Source organism: Burkholderia aenigmatica (genome assembly GCF_048627025.1).
Taxonomy (GTDB): Bacteria; Pseudomonadota; Gammaproteobacteria; order Burkholderiales; family Burkholderiaceae; genus Burkholderia; species Burkholderia aenigmatica.
The window spans coordinates 156,430-171,072 of the sequence record NZ_CP184469.1 but is presented as its reverse complement, the minus strand read 5'-3'; the positions used below and the strand labels follow the sequence as shown (position 1 = coordinate 171,072).

Sequence of the window (14,643 nt, the reverse complement as noted above, 5' to 3'; positions counted from 1 at the left end):
AGCGCATCGTGCGCTCACCGTCGGCCGCGCACGAAGCCGAATGCAAAAAGCCGGCGGAAGCAGGATGTGGGTCCTGCTTCCGCCGGCTCAACAACAGTCAGGCTTCCGGCCAGCGCCGTGAAACCCGACGCACCTCGCTCAATGCACGCCGAGATAAGCCTTCACCGCCGGCAGGCCCGGCTTGCCGTCGAGCGTCGTCACGCCCGCGAGCCACTTGTCGAGCGCCTGCGGGTTCGCCTTCAGCCACTCGGCCGCCGCCTTGTTCGGGTCTTCCTTGTTCATGATCGGCACCATCACGTGGTTCTCGATCGTCGTCGTGAACTGCAGGTTCGACACGAACTTCGCGACGTTCGGGCAGCGCTGCGAGTAGTCCGGCGGCGTCGCCGTCAGCACCTTCGCTTCGCCGTAGTTCGGGCCGAACACGTCGTCGCCACCGGTCAGGTAGTCGATCTTCATCTGCACGTTCATCGGATGCGGTTCCCAGCCGAGGAACACGATCCACTGCTTGTCGCGGATCGCGCGATTCACCTCGACCAGCATCCCGGCCTCGCTCGACTCGACCATCTTGAACTTGCCGAGGCCGAACTGGTTGCCGTCGATCATCTTCTTGATCAGCAGGTTGCCGTCGTTGCCCGGTTCGATCCCGTAGATCTTGCCGTTGAGCTTGTCCGCGTACTTTTGAATATCCGCGAACGACTTCAGGCCGCCCTGGTACACGTAATCGGGCACCGCGAGCGTGTATTTCGCGCCGGTCAGGTTCGGCGTCGAAAGCACTTTGATCTGGCCGGCCTTCGTGAACGGCTGGATGATCGGGTCCATCGTCGGCGACCAGTAGCCGAGGAACACGTCGATCTGCTTGCTCTTGATGCCGGCGAACGTGATCGGCACCGATGCGATCGTCTTCGTCGGGTTGTAGCCGAGCCCCTGCAGCATCGTCGATGCGAGGCCCGTGGTCGCCGCGATGTCGGACCAGCCGACATCCGCGAAGCGCACGTTCTTGCACACGGGCGGGTCGGCTGCATACACGGCCGACATCGGCGCGGTTATCCCGATCCCGCACACCGCTGCGATCAATAGGCGCTTCATCTTGCTTCTCCTCAAAGTGATGTCGTTTGCTTGAATGCGGGATCGTTTATTGAAGCCGCGCGCCGCGATCCCGGCGACGTCGCGGACCATAGGGTCGGTCAGCGGCCCGGCAACCGGCGCTCGTAGCTCGGCGCGTGGCCGAACTGTGCGCGGTAGGCCTTGCTGAAATGGCACGGCGAATGAAAACCGCAGACCGTCGTCACGCGCGCGATCGACGCATCGGTCGTGCGCAGCAGGTCGCGCGCGCGCTTCAGGCGCAGCGTCAGGTAATAGTGGGTCGGCGACACGTTCAGGTACACCTTGAACATCCGCTGCAGGTGCCGCTGCGACAGCCGCACGAGCCGCGCGAGCTCCTCGAGCGACAGCGGCTCCTCGATGTTCGCCTCCATCAGCCGCACGACCTCGATCAGCTCCGCACGCGAGAAGCCGACGCGCGCATCGACCGGGATCGGCTGCGTGTCGGTCGAACTGCGGATGCGTTCCAGGATGAACTGCTCGGAGACCTGCGCGGCCAGCTGCTGGCCGAACCGCATGCCGACGAGGTTCAGCATCAGGTCGAGCGGCGCGGTGCCGCCGGTGCAGGTCAGCCGGTCGCGATCGACGACGAACAGTTCATCGGCGAAGCCAACTTGCGGAAACTCGGCATGCAGCGCGGACAGGTTCTCCCAGTGCACGGTACAGCGATAGCCGTCGAGCAGCCCGCTCGACATCAGCGCATACGCGCCGGTGCAGATGCCGCCCAGCGGCAACCCGCGTTCGGCGAGTGCCGCGAGCGTATCGCGCGCGCCCTCGTCGACCACGTCGCGGATGCGGATGCCGCCGCATACGATCATCACGTCCGGCAGGTTCGTGTAGTCGAGCGCCTGCGTGGGCCGCACCGCGATGCCGTTGCTGGCGTGTACCGGACTGCCGTCGAGCGAGTAGATCGACCACTGGTAGTGATCGGCGCGTCCGACATAGTTCGCCATCCGAAGCACTTCGACGGCGCTCGAGAACGCGATCATCGAGAAGTTCGGCAGCGTCAGGAAGCCGAAATGGGCGAGGGACGAAACCGGTGAAACGCAGGCGGCGGGCGCGACAGCGACGGCGGACGTCACATCGGTCTCCTGGCGAGGAGGTTGCAGGGGGTCAGCCCCGCGGCCGAAGCCGCGGAAGCCGTTATCTCTATTCAGGGTGAGCGGCCGGGGATTCCGGCCGCCGGAGGTCAGGCCTGTGCGGGTGCGGCCTTCACGCGAAACAGCTGCTTGAGGCCGGAGAACAGCGGCGCCTTCACGGTGCCCGGCGCGCGGCCGAAGCTTTCGGTGATGCGGTCGAGAATGATCGCGAGCAGCACGACCGACAGGCCGCTTTCGAAACCGAGCCCGATGTCGAGGCGCTGGATACTGGCGAGCACGTCGTTGCCGAGGCCGCCCGCGCCGACCATCGACGCGATGATCACCATCGACAGCGCCATCATGATCGTCTGGTTCACGCCCTGCATGATCGACGGCAGCGCATTCGGAAACTGCACCTTGTACAGCAGCTGCCACGGCGTGCAGCCGAAGGCCTGGCCGGCTTCGACGATCTCGCGGTTCACGTGGCGGATACCGAGGCTCGTCAGGCGCACCGCAGGCGGCATCGCGAAGATCACCGTCGACAGGATCCCCGGCACGCGGCCGAGACCGAACAGCATCGCGGCCGGAATCAGGTAGACGAACGCGGGCATCGTCTGCATCAGGTCGAGGATCGGGCGCACGATCGCGGCCACCCACTTGCTCTTCGCCGCCCAGACGCCGAGCGGGATGCCGAGCACGAGGCTGATGATCGTCGACGACAGCGTGAGGCCGAGCGTGATGACGGTCTGATCCCAGAAGCCCGTCGCGAAGATCAGCAGCAGCGACGCGGTGGTGAACAGCGCGAAGCGCCAGCCCACCCGCCACAGCCCGACGCCGATGAAGATCGCCATCATCATCCACATCGGGATCGCCTGCAGGCTGTGCTCGACGAATGCCGCGAGCCCCTCGATCGCCTGACCGATCGTGTCGAACGTCTTGGCGTCGTGGTCGAGCAGGTAGTGAACGGACTGGTCGACCCAGGTACCGAGCGGAATCATTTCAGACATGGGAACCTCGCGAACGCGTGATGGCCTTCAGGATGAGCGCACGATCGACCGAGCCGCAGTAGCAGCCGTCATCGTCGACGACAGGCAGTGCATTCGGGCTCGCGACCACGCGCGCGACGACATGTTCGAGCGACGCATCGCGGCGGATGGATTCGATCGGGCTCACGGACGGCGTCGCCTGACCGATCGCATCGCGCGTGACGAAGCCGCGAAGCTTGCGTTGCGCATCAAGCACGAACGCATAGTCGGCACTGCCGTTCAGCGTCGCCGCGACGTTCGCGGCATCGCACTTCGATACGATCGGCACGGCGCCCGTCTGCATCAGGTCGCCGGCCGTCAGGTAGCGGCTGGTGTCGATACCGTCGAAGAACGCACGCACGTAATCGTCGGCCGGGTTCGCGATGATGTCCTGCGGCGTGCCGACCTGCACGAGGCGACCGCCTTCCATGATCGCGATGCGGTTGCCGATGCGCAGCGCCTCCTCCAGATCGTGCGACACGAACATGATCGTGCGGCGCTGTTCCTTCTGCAGTTGCAGCAGCACATCCTGCATTTCCCGGCGCTTGAGCGGATCGAGTGCGGAGAACGCCTCGTCCATGATCATCAGCGACGGGTTCACAGCCAGCGCGCGGGCGAGGCCGACGCGCTGCTGCATGCCGCCCGACAGCTCGGACGGCAGCTTGTGCGAGAACGGCGCGAGGCCGACCTGCTCGAGCACTTCCATCGCGCGGCGCTCGCGTTCCTTCTTGCTGACACCCGCGACTTCCAGGCCGAACGCGGCGTTCGACACCACGGAGCGATGCGGCATCAGCGCGAACGACTGGAACACCATGCTCATGTCCTTGCGGCGCAGCGCGGTCAGCGCCGAGCGGCGTGCCGACGCGACGTCGAGCCCGTCGATCATCACCTTGCCGGCGCTTGGATCGACCAGCCGGTTCACGAGGCGGATCAGCGTCGACTTGCCGGAGCCGGACAGGCCCATCAGCACGAAAATTTCGCCTTCCTGCACATCGAAGGAGACGTTGTGCACGCCGACGACCTGACCGGTGCGCTTGAGCACCTCGTCCTTCGTCGCGCCGGCGGCGAGCATGTCGAGCGCCTGCTGCGGGTTGCTTCCAAACACCTTGCACAGACCTTCGACCACGACCTTGGGGGCATCCATCGAAACCTTCTCCTCGTGTAGCGGGGACTCGCGCTTGTCATAGCGTGCCTACATAGTTGCCAGAAAAAACCCCGACCTGCCGACGAATTACGACAAACGCTTGCGCAAATACGACACGGCCTCCAGCCCCGCCGGGCGGGCCGCGGCACGCGGCGGCACCCGATTGCGGCGGCGCAATACGCGCACGACCAACAACGGCGGGCATCGCGCGTCGGACTTGTGCGCAGCAGCGCGACGCAGATCGCGTCGCGTATTGCGCGGATTCGCATCGGGCACGCGTCGCTTTACGACAATTTCACGTCCGATCGCACGTCGATCTGCTCAGACGAATGAGCGAAGCATTCACCAATAAAAAGCATGACCGTGCAAAAAGCCGCGCGACGACACCGGACGGCGCGCGCCGCGATACCGCGCCACCCCGGAAAATCCGCGACGGCCGCTGTGATACATTCCCCGCCAACAGGCTGATCGCGACGCAGGCCGCCACGCGGCTACCGTTGTCAGCCGCGCATGCCGGTTCGCCTGCCGGCCATGCCGACACCGCCTCGATCGGCACAAGTCCGATCGCGGGCCGATAACGATACGAGAGAGGGAGCAAGGCGAGATGAACTGGGCTTTTACCGCAATCGGCTTCATCGTGGGCGGGATTGCCGCATTGATCGGGGATTTCTCCGCCATCACCGGCGCAGTGCTCGGCGCCGCGATCGGGTTCTGCCTCGACAACACGCTGCAACAGCGCAAGCGCAAGACCAAGGGCGCTGCACCCGACACGTTCGCGATGCAGGCGCCACCCGTACAGCCGCCGGTTCCGCTTGCCGAGCGCGTCGCGCGCCTCGAAGCAACCGTCGAAACGCTGACGCGCGAAGTCGCGTCTTTGCGCGGCCAGCTGGCCGGTGCGAAGACCGGTTCGGCCACGACTGACGCGAGGGTGCACACGCCGATCAGCGCCGCCTCTGCCACCCCATCCGCACCCGTCCCGCCTTCGGCCACCCTGCCGCCGCGGCCGCCTGCGCAGCCGGCCGCCGCACGCGCGGACGCACCGGCATCCGCTTCGGCACCGGCCCCCGCACCCGTTCGCGCCGCTGCGCCGGCATCGATACCGGCACCGGCCGCGGCGACCCGCGCAAGCGAAACGCGCGTGCCCCCTGCACCGTCGATTCCTCCCGCGCCGCCCAAGCCGCGCGAACCCGACCTCGTCGAGCGCGCCTTCCGCGCCGCGCGCGACTGGCTGCTCGGCGGCAACACGGTCGTGCGCGTCGGGATCATCGTGCTGTTCTTCGGTGTCGCGTTCCTGCTCAAGTACGCGGCCGACAACAACATGCTGCCGATCGAATTCCGCCTCGCCGGCACCGCGCTCGCCGCGGCCGCGCTGCTCGCGATCGGCTGGCGCGTGCGTGCGCGCCGCGCGGCGTACGGGCTCGTGCTGCAAGGGGGGGGCGTCGGCATCCTGTACCTGACGATCTTCGCCGCGACGAAGCTTTATGCGCTGCTGCCCGTCGGCGCCGCGTTCCCGCTGATGGTCGCCGTGTGCGCGCTGAGCGCGTTCCTCGCGGTGCGGCAGAACGCGCTGCCGCTCGCGTTCATGGGCAGCGCCGGCGGCTTTCTCGCGCCGGTGCTGCTGTCGACCGGCCAGGGCAACCACGTCGCACTGTTCAGCTACTACGCGCTGCTGAACGCGGGCATCTTCGCGATCGCGTGGTTCAAGGCCTGGCGTCCGCTGAACCTGCTCGGCTTCGTGTTCACGTTCACGATCGGCTCGGCGTGGGGCGTGACGGCCTACCGCCCCGCGCTGTTCGCGAGCACCGAGCCGTTCCTCATCCTGTTCTTCCTGATGTATGTCGGCATCGCACTGCTGTATGCGGTGAAGCGCGAACTCGCGCTGCGGCACTACGTGGACGGCACGCTCGTGTTCGGCACGCCGATCGTCGCGACCGCGCTGCAGGCATCGCTCGTGAAGGACATGCCGTTCGGGCTCGCGTGGAGCGCCGTCGCGCTGTCGGCGTTCTACGTCGTGGTCACCGCGTGGCTTGCGCGGCGCCGCGACCGCCTCGCGCTGCTGTTCGAATCCACGCTCGCGCTCGCAGTGATCTTCGCGACGCTGGCCGTGCCGCTCGCGTTCTCGGGCCCGACGACCAGCGCCGCATGGGCGATCGAAGGCGCAGCTGTCGTCTGGCTCGGCGTGCGCGAGAAGCGCATGCTGCGGTTCGCCTTCGGGCTGCTGATGCAGGTTGCCGCGGCCGGCGCGTTCTTCACGAGCCTGCTCGGGCCGGCCGACGCCACCGCGCTGCCGGTGCTGAACAGCCCGTACATCGCGATGCTGCTGATCGCGCTCGCAGGCCTGTTCACCGGCTGGTGGCTGCACGGGCGCAGCGAAGCGCGCGCATGGCATGCATGGATGCCCGAGATCGGTGCCGCCGCTGCCGCGTGGGGGCTGCTGTGGTGGGTGAGCGGCGGCCTGCACGAGATCCTCGTCTACGCGAGCCGTCACGTCGACCTGCATGCCGACCGCTTCGTCGTCGATACGACCGCGCTGTTCGCGGCCGGCACCGCGTGGCTCGCGCACGTCGCGCGCCGCCGGCTTGCGTGGCCGCTCGCCGAATGGCCCGCGCTCGCGCTGACGCCGGTGCTGGCGCTGCTCGCGCTGCGTGCGTTCGATGCACATGAAGCGCCGCTGTCGGGAATGGGCGCGTTCGCGTGGCCCGTCGCCGTCGGCGCAGGCCTTGCGCTGCTGTGGCGCCAGTCGCGCGGCACGGCAAGCACCGATTCCGCGAACGGCACGGCGCATTCCATCGCCGCAGGCATCCTCGCGCCGCTGCACACGCTGACGTTCTGGACCCTGTGCGGGCTGCTGTCGCTTGAAGGCTTCTGGCGCCTGCGCGCGTACGTGCCCGAAGGCGCGTGGAGCTGGAGCGCGTGGGCCTACGGCTTCGGCGCGCTGCTCCTGCTGGTGTCCGGCCCCGGCTCGCGCCTGCGCTGGCCCGTCGCGGCGTTCCCGCGCGCGTACCAGGTGTGGGGCGCGGCACCGCTCGCCGCGCTGCTGTGGCTGTGGAGCATCGCCAGCGTGACCAGCGACGGCAACGCGGCGCCGCTCTTCTGGCTCCCGCTGCTCAACCCGCTCGACATCGCACAGTTCCTCGTGTTCGTCGCGTTCGCCGTATGGCTGCGCCGCCTGCGAACGCTCGGCATCGCGTGGCATCCGCGCGTCGTCGACTACGCGGCCATCGCCACCGTGTTCCTGTGGTTCAACGCACTGATGCTGCGCACGCTGCATCACCGCTTCCACATGGTCTACGACATCGACACCGTGCTGTCGTCGTTCGGCATCCAGCAGGTGTTCATGGTCGGCTGGAGCCTGTTCGCGTTCGCCGGCATGTGGCTGACGCGCCGCGACGGCATCGCCCGCGTGTGCGCGCTCGCGTCGCTGCCGCTGATCGTCGTGATGTGGGTGTGGACCTTCTACGCGAACTTCACGCAGGACGGCGGAAGCTGGGCGCGCGTGCCGCTCTTCAACCCGCTCGACCTCGTGCTCGCGGTCGTCTATGCGCTCGCCGCGACGTGGTTCGTGCGTGCGCGCAAGCTCGGCTGGTCGTTCGACGACTATCGTGTCGCGCTGCTGAGTGCGGCCGGCGCCACCGCGTTCCTGTGGCTGAACGCGATCCTGCTGCGCACACTGCATCACTGGGCCGGCGTGCCGTACGAACTCGGTGCGATGGCGGAATCGACGCTCGTGCAGGCGTCGGTCTCCGTGTACTGGACGCTCTGCGCGCTCGCGATCACGATCTGGGCCACGCGCCGCGGGCTGCGTCCGCTGTGGTTCGTCGGCGCAGCGCTGCTCGCGCTCACGGTCGTCAAGCTGTTCCTGTTCGACCTGTCGCACGTGACCGGCATCGAGCGCATCGTGTCGTTCATCGGCATCGGCGTGCTGCTGCTGTTGATCGGCTATTTCTCGCCGCTCCCGCCGAAAACCGCCGCGCAACAGGACGACACACCATGAAACGACGCGCCGCCCTGCTCGGACTGAGCCTGCTCGCGTCGGTCGCAGCGGCCGACGGCACGCCGGGTGCCGGGCGCGGCACGCAGCGCTTCTCGCTCGACCTGGACGGCGCCGCCGCGTACTACCAGCTCACCGTGCCGCAGCCCGTCTATGCGGCGAGCCGGCGCGACGATCTCGGCGACGTGCGCATCTTCAACGGCGCGGGCGAGCCGGTGCCGTATTCGCTCGACGCGCCCGCCGTGGCCACGCCCGCCGTGCCGCCTGCGCGCACGCCGGTGCACTGGTTCCCGCTGCCGCCCGCGCGCGCCGACAACGGCAACGCGCCGCTCGGCGTGACGGTCGGCCCGGACGGCGCGCTGCGCGCGGGCGTCGCCGCACCGGCACGCGCGAAGCACGGCGCGGATCTCGTCGACCTGTCGCATGCGGACGGCGACATCGACGCGCTGCTCGTACACGTGGGTGACAACAGCTACCAGGGGCGTGTCGCCGTCGAAGCCAGCGACGACCTGCGCAGCTGGCGGTCGCTCGGCAGCACGCAGCTGCTGAAGGTGGGCCACGGCGACGACATGCTGGTGCAGGAGCGTATCGCGCTCGAAGGCGCGGCGCCGCGCTACCTGCGGCTCGACTGGCTCGACGGCGCGCCCGCGATCGCGTCGATCGACGTCGAGACGCACCCGCGCAACGCGCACGGGACCGACACCGCCTCCGTGCCGCGCCAATGGCGCGATGCCGTTCGCGTGCGTGCGGGCGGCACGCCCGGCGAGTACCTGTTCGACACCGATGGCGCGTATCCGGTCGACCGCGTACGCATCGACCTGCCGCAGCCGAATACCGTCGCGCGCGCGACGCTGCAGAGCCGCGCCGACGCGCAGGCGCCGTGGCGCGACGTCGCGGGCGCCGTGCTGTTCCGGCTGCAGGGCAAGGCCGGCGAGCAGCGCAATCCGCCGCTCGAGTTCGCGGCGAATACGGATCGCGCGTGGCGGATCGTCGTCGACATGCGCAACGGCGGCTTCGGCGGCGGCCAGCCGGCCGTCGCGATCGGCTGGCATCCGGCCGCGCTGACGTTCGTCGCGCGCGGCACGCCGCCGTTTACGCTTGGCGTCGGCGACGCGTCGCGCGTGTCGTCGGCCGTGAGCCGCGACGCGCTGCTGGTCGGCATGGCGCCCGAAGTGCGGCCCGCGCGCGTCGGTGCGGCGTTGCCGGTATCGGCGGTCGCGCCGGCACCGGCCGCCGATACGGACGCGCCGCGCCGCCTCGTGCTGTGGGGCGCGCTGATCGTCGCGGTCGGCGTGCTCGGCACGATTGCATGGCGCCTCGCGAAAGGCGGGGGCGATACGCACGGCCGCGACGAGTGACGCCGCGCGGTCATGCACACCGCCCGCTGCCCGTCTTTACGCGCCGTTTATCTCGCGTGCCGGTTTCTTTCGACGGTCGCAATGCATAACTGCGTACAGTCGTCGCATCGGAACCACGATGCGACGACATGCAGGAAACCTATCCATCGTATGACCGGCCGGCGCCACGCCTGCGCGTGCCCCCGGCCCTGCGGCTGAAGCGGCTGCTGCTACCATTCACGATCGCGCTGCCGCTGTCGATCGCATTGCCCGCGCATGCCGACGACACGCCCGCCGCGCCGGTCACCGCCGCCAGCACGCCCGAAGCCTCGCCGCCCCCCACCCTCGACACGATCGTCACCGCGCTGCGCAACCGCTTTCACATCGCATATGCCGATGCGCGCACGATCGCGCGCGCGGTGCAGACCGAATCGGATCGCTACGGGCTCGCGCCAGCGCTGCTGCTCGCGATCATCGCGGTCGAGTCGGGCTTCGATCGCCATGCGGTCAGTGTCGCCGGTGCGCGCGGATTGATGCAGGTGCTGCCCACCGCCCATCGCGATCTCGTCGCGCATGTGAAGGACCTCTCTGATCCGGCCACCAACGTGCGGATCGGCGCGGCCATCTTCCGCGGCTATCTCGACGACGCGGACGGCGACGTCGAAACCGCGCTCGTGCGCTACAACGGCGGCACGAAGCGCTATGCGCAGCGGGTTGCGCTGCGCGTGCAGCAATTCGATGCGCAGCTGCGCCGTTCGAACGACGCGGCGAGCGACGCACTGCGCACGGCCGCGAACCCCTGAGCGCGTCGCTACTGCGCGCCGGCCAGCCGGTAGCCGACGCCCATCTCCGTCACGATGTATGCGGGCCGCCGCGGATCGCACTCCAGCTTGCGCCGCAGGTGGCCGACGTACACGCGCAGGTAGTGCGCATCCTTGCCGTGCGCCGTGCCCCACACTTCGCTCAGGAGACGATCGTGCGTAAGCAGCCGCCCCGCGTGATGCGCGAGCACGGCCAGCAGCCGGAATTCGATCGGGCTCAGATGCACGCGTGTGCCCCCGCGCAACACCTGGCGATCGCCGAGATCGACGGTCACGTCGCCGAAGCGGACACACACCGCATCGATGCGCCCGCCGCCGGCTTGCCGCCGCAGATGTGCGCGAATCCGCGCGATCAGCTCGGCGGCGCCGAACGGCTTGGTCAGGTAGTCGTCCGCGCCCGCGTCGAGTGCGGCCACCTTGTCGCTTTCCGCGCTCAGCGCCGACAGCACGATCAGCGGCGCGGCCGAGCACGCGCGCAGCGCGCGGATCAGTTCGGTGCCGCCGAGGTCTCGCAGGTTCGTGTCCGCGACGATCAGGTCGGGCCGTCGTGCACCGACGGCCGCCACGCCCGCCGCACCGGTCGCGGCCTCGACGACGTGCATGTGTTCGGCCTTCAGCGCGACACGGACGAAATGCCGGATGAACCTGTCTTCGTCGACGATCACGATGACGACGGTCGGCTCGCTCATCCGGCTGCGCCTTCGTCCGGTGCGCGATGCGCGCGCATGTTCAAACCCATCCGCATGCCACCAGCACCATGTCGATCAGCTTGATGAACGGGAACGGCAGCAGCACGCCGCCGAGTCCGTACAGCAGCAGGTTGCGGCGCAGCAGCGGCGCCGCGCCGAGCGGACGATAGCGCACGCCCTTCAGCGCGAGCGGGATCAACGCGACGATGATCAGCGCGTTGAAGATCACCGCCGACAGGATCGCCGACGCCGGCGACGCGAGGTGCATCACGTCGAGCACGCGCAGTTGCGGATACGTCGTCGCGAATGCGGCCGGGATGATCGCGAAATACTTCGCGACGTCGTTCGCGATCGAGAACGTCGTCAGCGAGCCGCGCGTCATCAGCATCTGCTTGCCGATCTCGACGATCTCGATCAGCTTCGTCGGGTTCGAGTCGAGGTCGACCATGTTGCCGGCCTCCTTCGCCGCCTGCGTGCCGGTGTTCATCGCAACCGCCACGTCGGCCTGCGCGAGCGCGGGCGCGTCGTTGGTACCGTCGCCCGTCATCGCGACGAGGCGGCCGACCGCCTGGTGCTCACGGATCGTCGCGAGCTTGGTTTCCGGCGTCGCTTCCGCGAGGAAATCGTCGACCCCCGCTTCCGCCGCGATCGCCGCGGCCGTCAGCCGGTTATCGCCCGTCACCATCACGGTCTTGATGCCCATCTTGCGCAGTTCCGCGAAGCGCTCCTTGATGCCGCCCTTCACGATGTCCTTCAGCTCGATCACGCCGAGCACGCGCGCGACACCGTCGACACGCTCCGCCACCGCGAGCGGCGTGCTGCCGCGGCGCGCGATGTCGGTCACGACCGCTTCGACTTCGCGCGTGACGCGGCCACCGTGGGACTCGACGTAATGCTTGATCGCGTCCGCCGCGCCTTTGCGGATCTCGCGACCGGGTAGATCGACGCCGCTCATCCGCGTCTGCGCACTGAACGACAGGAACACCGGATGCAGCGCATGCATGTCGCGCTCGCGCAAGTTGAAACGCTGCTTCGCGAGCACGACGATGCTGCGGCCTTCCGGCGTTTCGTCGGCCAGCGACGACAGCTGCGCGGCATCGGCCAGCGCTTCCTCGGTCACGAACGGCGCGGGCACGAACGCCGACGCCTGGCGGTTGCCGAGCGTGATCGTGCCGGTCTTGTCGAGCAGCAGCACGTCGACGTCGCCGGCGGCTTCCACCGCGCGGCCCGACGTCGCGATCACGTTCGCCTGCATCATCCGGCTCATCCCGGCCACGCCGATCGCGGACAAGAGGCCGCCGATCGTCGTCGGGATCAGGCACACGAGCAGTGCAACCAGTGCGGTGATCGTCACGACGTGGCCGGCCTTCATCGCTTCGACCGCGAACGTCGAGAACGGCAGCAGGGTGGCGGTCGCGAGCAGCATCACGATCGTCAACGCGACGAGCAGGATCGTCAGCGCGATCTCGTTCGGCGTCTTCTTGCGCTTCGCCCCTTCGACCATTGCGATCATCCGGTCGAGGAACGCCTCGCCCGGATTGACGGCGACCCGCACGACGATCCAGTCGGACAGCACGCGCGTGCCGCCCGTCACCGACGAGAAGTCGCCACCCGCCTCGCGGATCACCGGCGCGGATTCGCCGGTGATCGCCGATTCGTCGACCGACGCGACACCTTCGATCACGTCGCCGTCGGCCGGGATCGTGTCACCGGTTTCGACGAGCACGACGTCGCCTTTGCGCAGGTCGGTCGACGCCATCACCTCGACGGGAGCCTTCGCACGCGGCGCCGCGAGCTTTTTCGCGACCACGTTGTGTTTCGCACTGCGCAGCGATGCGGCCTGCGCCTTTGAACGCCCTTCGGCGAGCGCCTCGGCGAAGTTCGCGAACAGCACGGTGAACCACAGCCACAGCGCGATCGCGACGATGAAGCCGGCGGGTGCTTCGGCCTGGCCGAACAGCGCGGCGCTCCACAGGATCGTGGTCAGGATGCTGCCGACGTACACGCAGAACATCACCGGATTGCGGAACTGCGTACGCGGCGTGAGTTTCCTGAACGAATCGGCGATCGCGGGGCGCACGAGCGCGGGATCGAACATCGAGCGCACGGCCGTGCGCGGATGAGCTGGCTGCGCGGGGCGCGGGCCAGGCATGGGTGAGAGAGACATGGCGGTTTCCTTTTGCCGGCACGCCCGCGCAGCGGCATCCGGCATCGCTCAGGCGAGCCGGCTGCCTTCGCGCGTTTTCGCGTGCGGCTTCCGTTTCCACGAAACCATCTTATGAAGGTTCGCGTGAAGATCGCGGCAAAGGATCGCGTCAAGGTATAAAAAGCGCGTAAACGTCCGTTTCGCCGCGGCGCGGCGGGGGTGTCTCAAGGGCCGTACACGAGCGGGAGCGCCACACTCCGCTCATACGACGTTTACGCGGCAAAGCAGGAAAACGAACCGGCGCGCGGCGTTCAGCCGAACGTGTAGCGCCCGTGCTGACGCGGCCGCCACGGCGACGAGCGGCAGCTCGCGGCACCGGCCGCGCGTCGCGCTGCCCAGCCTGCGCCACGTCGCACATGCAGATCGCGCCGGGCCACCGCGACCACGCGCGACGGCAACGCATAGGCAAGACGCCGCACGGCCGCCACGCGTACGGCCATGCGCGACGCCGGCGACACGCGACGTGCAACCTGCGCGACGGGCCGCTTGCAGAGGATCGCGCTGTCGTAACGCTTGCCGTCGAAGCGCATCACGTCGACGACGTCGAAACCCTGCGCGCCGTAGAACGCCAGCAAGTGCGAAGCGGGATGCGGCGTATCGAGTGCGAGCAGCGTATAGCCGCGCAACGCGGCCCACTGCTCGGCGAACGACAGCAGCAACGCGCCGATCCCGCGGCTCTGGCAATCGGGGTCCACCGCCACCTGCCGCACGCTCGCGACGCCTTCGCGCCGGTACAGCGAGCACGCCGACGACGGATCGGTCGCATACAGCGTGGCCGTGCCGATCACCCGCCCGCCGCACACGGCGACGTAGCACTCGCCCGCTTCCGCGCGACGGCGCGTGACGTCCTCGCTCTGGTCGACGCACGTGCAGTTGAGCCCCATCGCGCCGAGCCGCGCGAACGCGCGATGCAGCATCGGCGTGAGTTGTGCATAACTGTCGAAGGCCGGATCGAAACGCCGCACGATCACCCGATCGGCGCACACCGAAGGCGGCGCGGCAGGCGTGTGTTCGGCGATCGCGTTCCAGGGTATCGACATTGCCTTGCTCCTTGGTTGGGATGCCCGAAGTCTATGAGCGCGCTGGTTGCCCTCGCAAGAAAAAATGTCGTAAAAGTTTGGGGAAATGCGTGCGTGAGAGGCGGTAGAGACGGTGCGTGTCGCGGCGCTGCGTGGGTCGTTGCGAACGCATGAAAACGCGTCGATCGTTGTTTGCGCAAGCAACGCATCCCGCGGCCAGATCACACGGCG

The 14,643-nt window shown here is 68.3% G+C and carries 10 protein-coding genes and 1 pseudogene; 4 read left to right on the top strand and 7 right to left on the bottom strand.

Features of this window, described 5'->3' with window-relative positions:
• Positions 1 to 138 precede the first annotated feature (138 nt).
• From ACN8ZM_RS17750 to ACN8ZM_RS17735, 4 genes and pseudogenes are all read right to left on the bottom strand, one after another.
• The gene (locus ACN8ZM_RS17750) at positions 139 to 1,086 is read right to left on the bottom strand and encodes a choline ABC transporter substrate-binding protein (RefSeq protein ID WP_043180661.1); all 948 of its coding nucleotides are present in this window, start codon (positions 1,084 to 1,086) and stop codon (positions 139 to 141) included.
• A gap of 98 nt (positions 1,087 to 1,184) precedes the next feature.
• A complete protein-coding gene (locus tag ACN8ZM_RS17745; RefSeq protein ID WP_011354068.1) occupies positions 1,185 to 2,183 on the bottom strand; it encodes a GlxA family transcriptional regulator in 999 nt (332 codons plus the stop codon).
• Between the two features lie 107 nt (positions 2,184 to 2,290).
• A complete protein-coding gene (gene choW / locus ACN8ZM_RS17740) occupies positions 2,291 to 3,187 on the bottom strand; it encodes a choline ABC transporter permease subunit (RefSeq protein WP_043180664.1) in 897 nt (298 codons plus the stop codon).
• Positions 3,180 to 4,471: pseudogene (locus ACN8ZM_RS17735) on the bottom strand (quaternary amine ABC transporter ATP-binding protein); the annotation flags it as partial. The gene choW and the pseudogene ACN8ZM_RS17735, both read right to left, overlap by 8 nt.
• 207 nt (positions 4,472 to 4,678) lie before the next feature.
• Between ACN8ZM_RS17735 and ACN8ZM_RS17730 the strand changes: the two are divergent.
• The 4 genes from ACN8ZM_RS17730 to ACN8ZM_RS17715 all read left to right on the top strand — a co-directional run bounded on the left by ACN8ZM_RS17730 (position 4,679) and on the right by ACN8ZM_RS17715 (position 10,480).
• Positions 4,679 to 4,927 (top strand): hypothetical protein, encoded by a 249-nt coding sequence (locus ACN8ZM_RS17730; RefSeq protein ID WP_301810344.1) that lies wholly within the window; start codon positions 4,679 to 4,681, stop codon positions 4,925 to 4,927.
• A gap of 26 nt (positions 4,928 to 4,953) precedes the next feature.
• Positions 4,954 to 8,343 carry a DUF2339 domain-containing protein gene (locus tag ACN8ZM_RS17725; RefSeq protein WP_420211894.1) on the top strand — a complete coding sequence of 1,130 codons (3,390 nt, stop codon included), beginning with the start codon at positions 4,954 to 4,956 and terminating at the stop codon, positions 8,341 to 8,343.
• Entirely contained in the window at positions 8,340 to 9,698 is a 1,359-nt protein-coding gene (locus ACN8ZM_RS17720) for a DUF3999 domain-containing protein (RefSeq protein WP_420211893.1), read from the top strand. The genes ACN8ZM_RS17725 and ACN8ZM_RS17720 overlap by 4 nt, the downstream gene beginning before the upstream one ends.
• Before the next feature lie 128 nt (positions 9,699 to 9,826).
• Positions 9,827 to 10,480, top strand: coding sequence for a lytic transglycosylase domain-containing protein (locus tag ACN8ZM_RS17715; protein ID WP_420211892.1), 654 nt, complete (start codon positions 9,827 to 9,829; stop codon positions 10,478 to 10,480).
• Between the two features lie 8 nt (positions 10,481 to 10,488).
• On the opposite strand, the gene ACN8ZM_RS17710 is transcribed toward ACN8ZM_RS17715, so the two are convergent.
• The 3 genes from ACN8ZM_RS17710 to ACN8ZM_RS17700 form a co-directional block, all read right to left on the bottom strand.
• A complete protein-coding gene (locus ACN8ZM_RS17710; RefSeq protein ID WP_089451915.1) occupies positions 10,489 to 11,187 on the bottom strand; it encodes a response regulator in 699 nt (232 codons plus the stop codon).
• A gap of 40 nt (positions 11,188 to 11,227) precedes the next feature.
• Positions 11,228 to 13,285, bottom strand: coding sequence for a potassium-transporting ATPase subunit KdpB (gene kdpB, locus ACN8ZM_RS17705; protein ID WP_420212635.1), 2,058 nt, complete (start codon positions 13,283 to 13,285; stop codon positions 11,228 to 11,230).
• Between the two features lie 359 nt (positions 13,286 to 13,644).
• Entirely contained in the window at positions 13,645 to 14,433 is a 789-nt protein-coding gene (locus tag ACN8ZM_RS17700) for a GNAT family N-acetyltransferase (RefSeq protein ID WP_205823377.1), read from the bottom strand.
• Between the last annotated feature and the right edge of the window lie 210 nt (positions 14,434 to 14,643).

Bases quoted from the DNA above. Each gene is read 5' to 3' on its own strand.
- ACN8ZM_RS17750 (WP_043180661.1), bottom strand. From the start codon at position 1,086: ATGAAGCGCCTATTGATCGCAGCGGTGTGCGGGATCGGGATAACCGCG.
- choW (WP_043180664.1), bottom strand. From the start codon at position 3,187: ATGTCTGAAATGATTCCGCTCGGTACCTGGGTCGACCAGTCCGTTCAC.
- ACN8ZM_RS17730 (WP_301810344.1), top strand. From the start codon at position 4,679: ATGAGCGAAGCATTCACCAATAAAAAGCATGACCGTGCAAAAAGCCGC.
- ACN8ZM_RS17725 (WP_420211894.1), top strand. From the start codon at position 4,954: ATGAACTGGGCTTTTACCGCAATCGGCTTCATCGTGGGCGGGATTGCC.
- ACN8ZM_RS17720 (WP_420211893.1), top strand. From the start codon at position 8,340: ATGAAACGACGCGCCGCCCTGCTCGGACTGAGCCTGCTCGCGTCGGTC.
- ACN8ZM_RS17715 (WP_420211892.1), top strand. From the start codon at position 9,827: ATGCAGGAAACCTATCCATCGTATGACCGGCCGGCGCCACGCCTGCGC.
- ACN8ZM_RS17710 (WP_089451915.1), bottom strand. From the start codon at position 11,187: ATGAGCGAGCCGACCGTCGTCATCGTGATCGTCGACGAAGACAGGTTC.
- kdpB (WP_420212635.1), bottom strand. From the start codon at position 13,285: ATGTTCGATCCCGCGCTCGTGCGCCCCGCGATCGCCGATTCGTTCAGG.
- ACN8ZM_RS17700 (WP_205823377.1), bottom strand. From the start codon at position 14,433: ATGTCGATACCCTGGAACGCGATCGCCGAACACACGCCTGCCGCGCCG.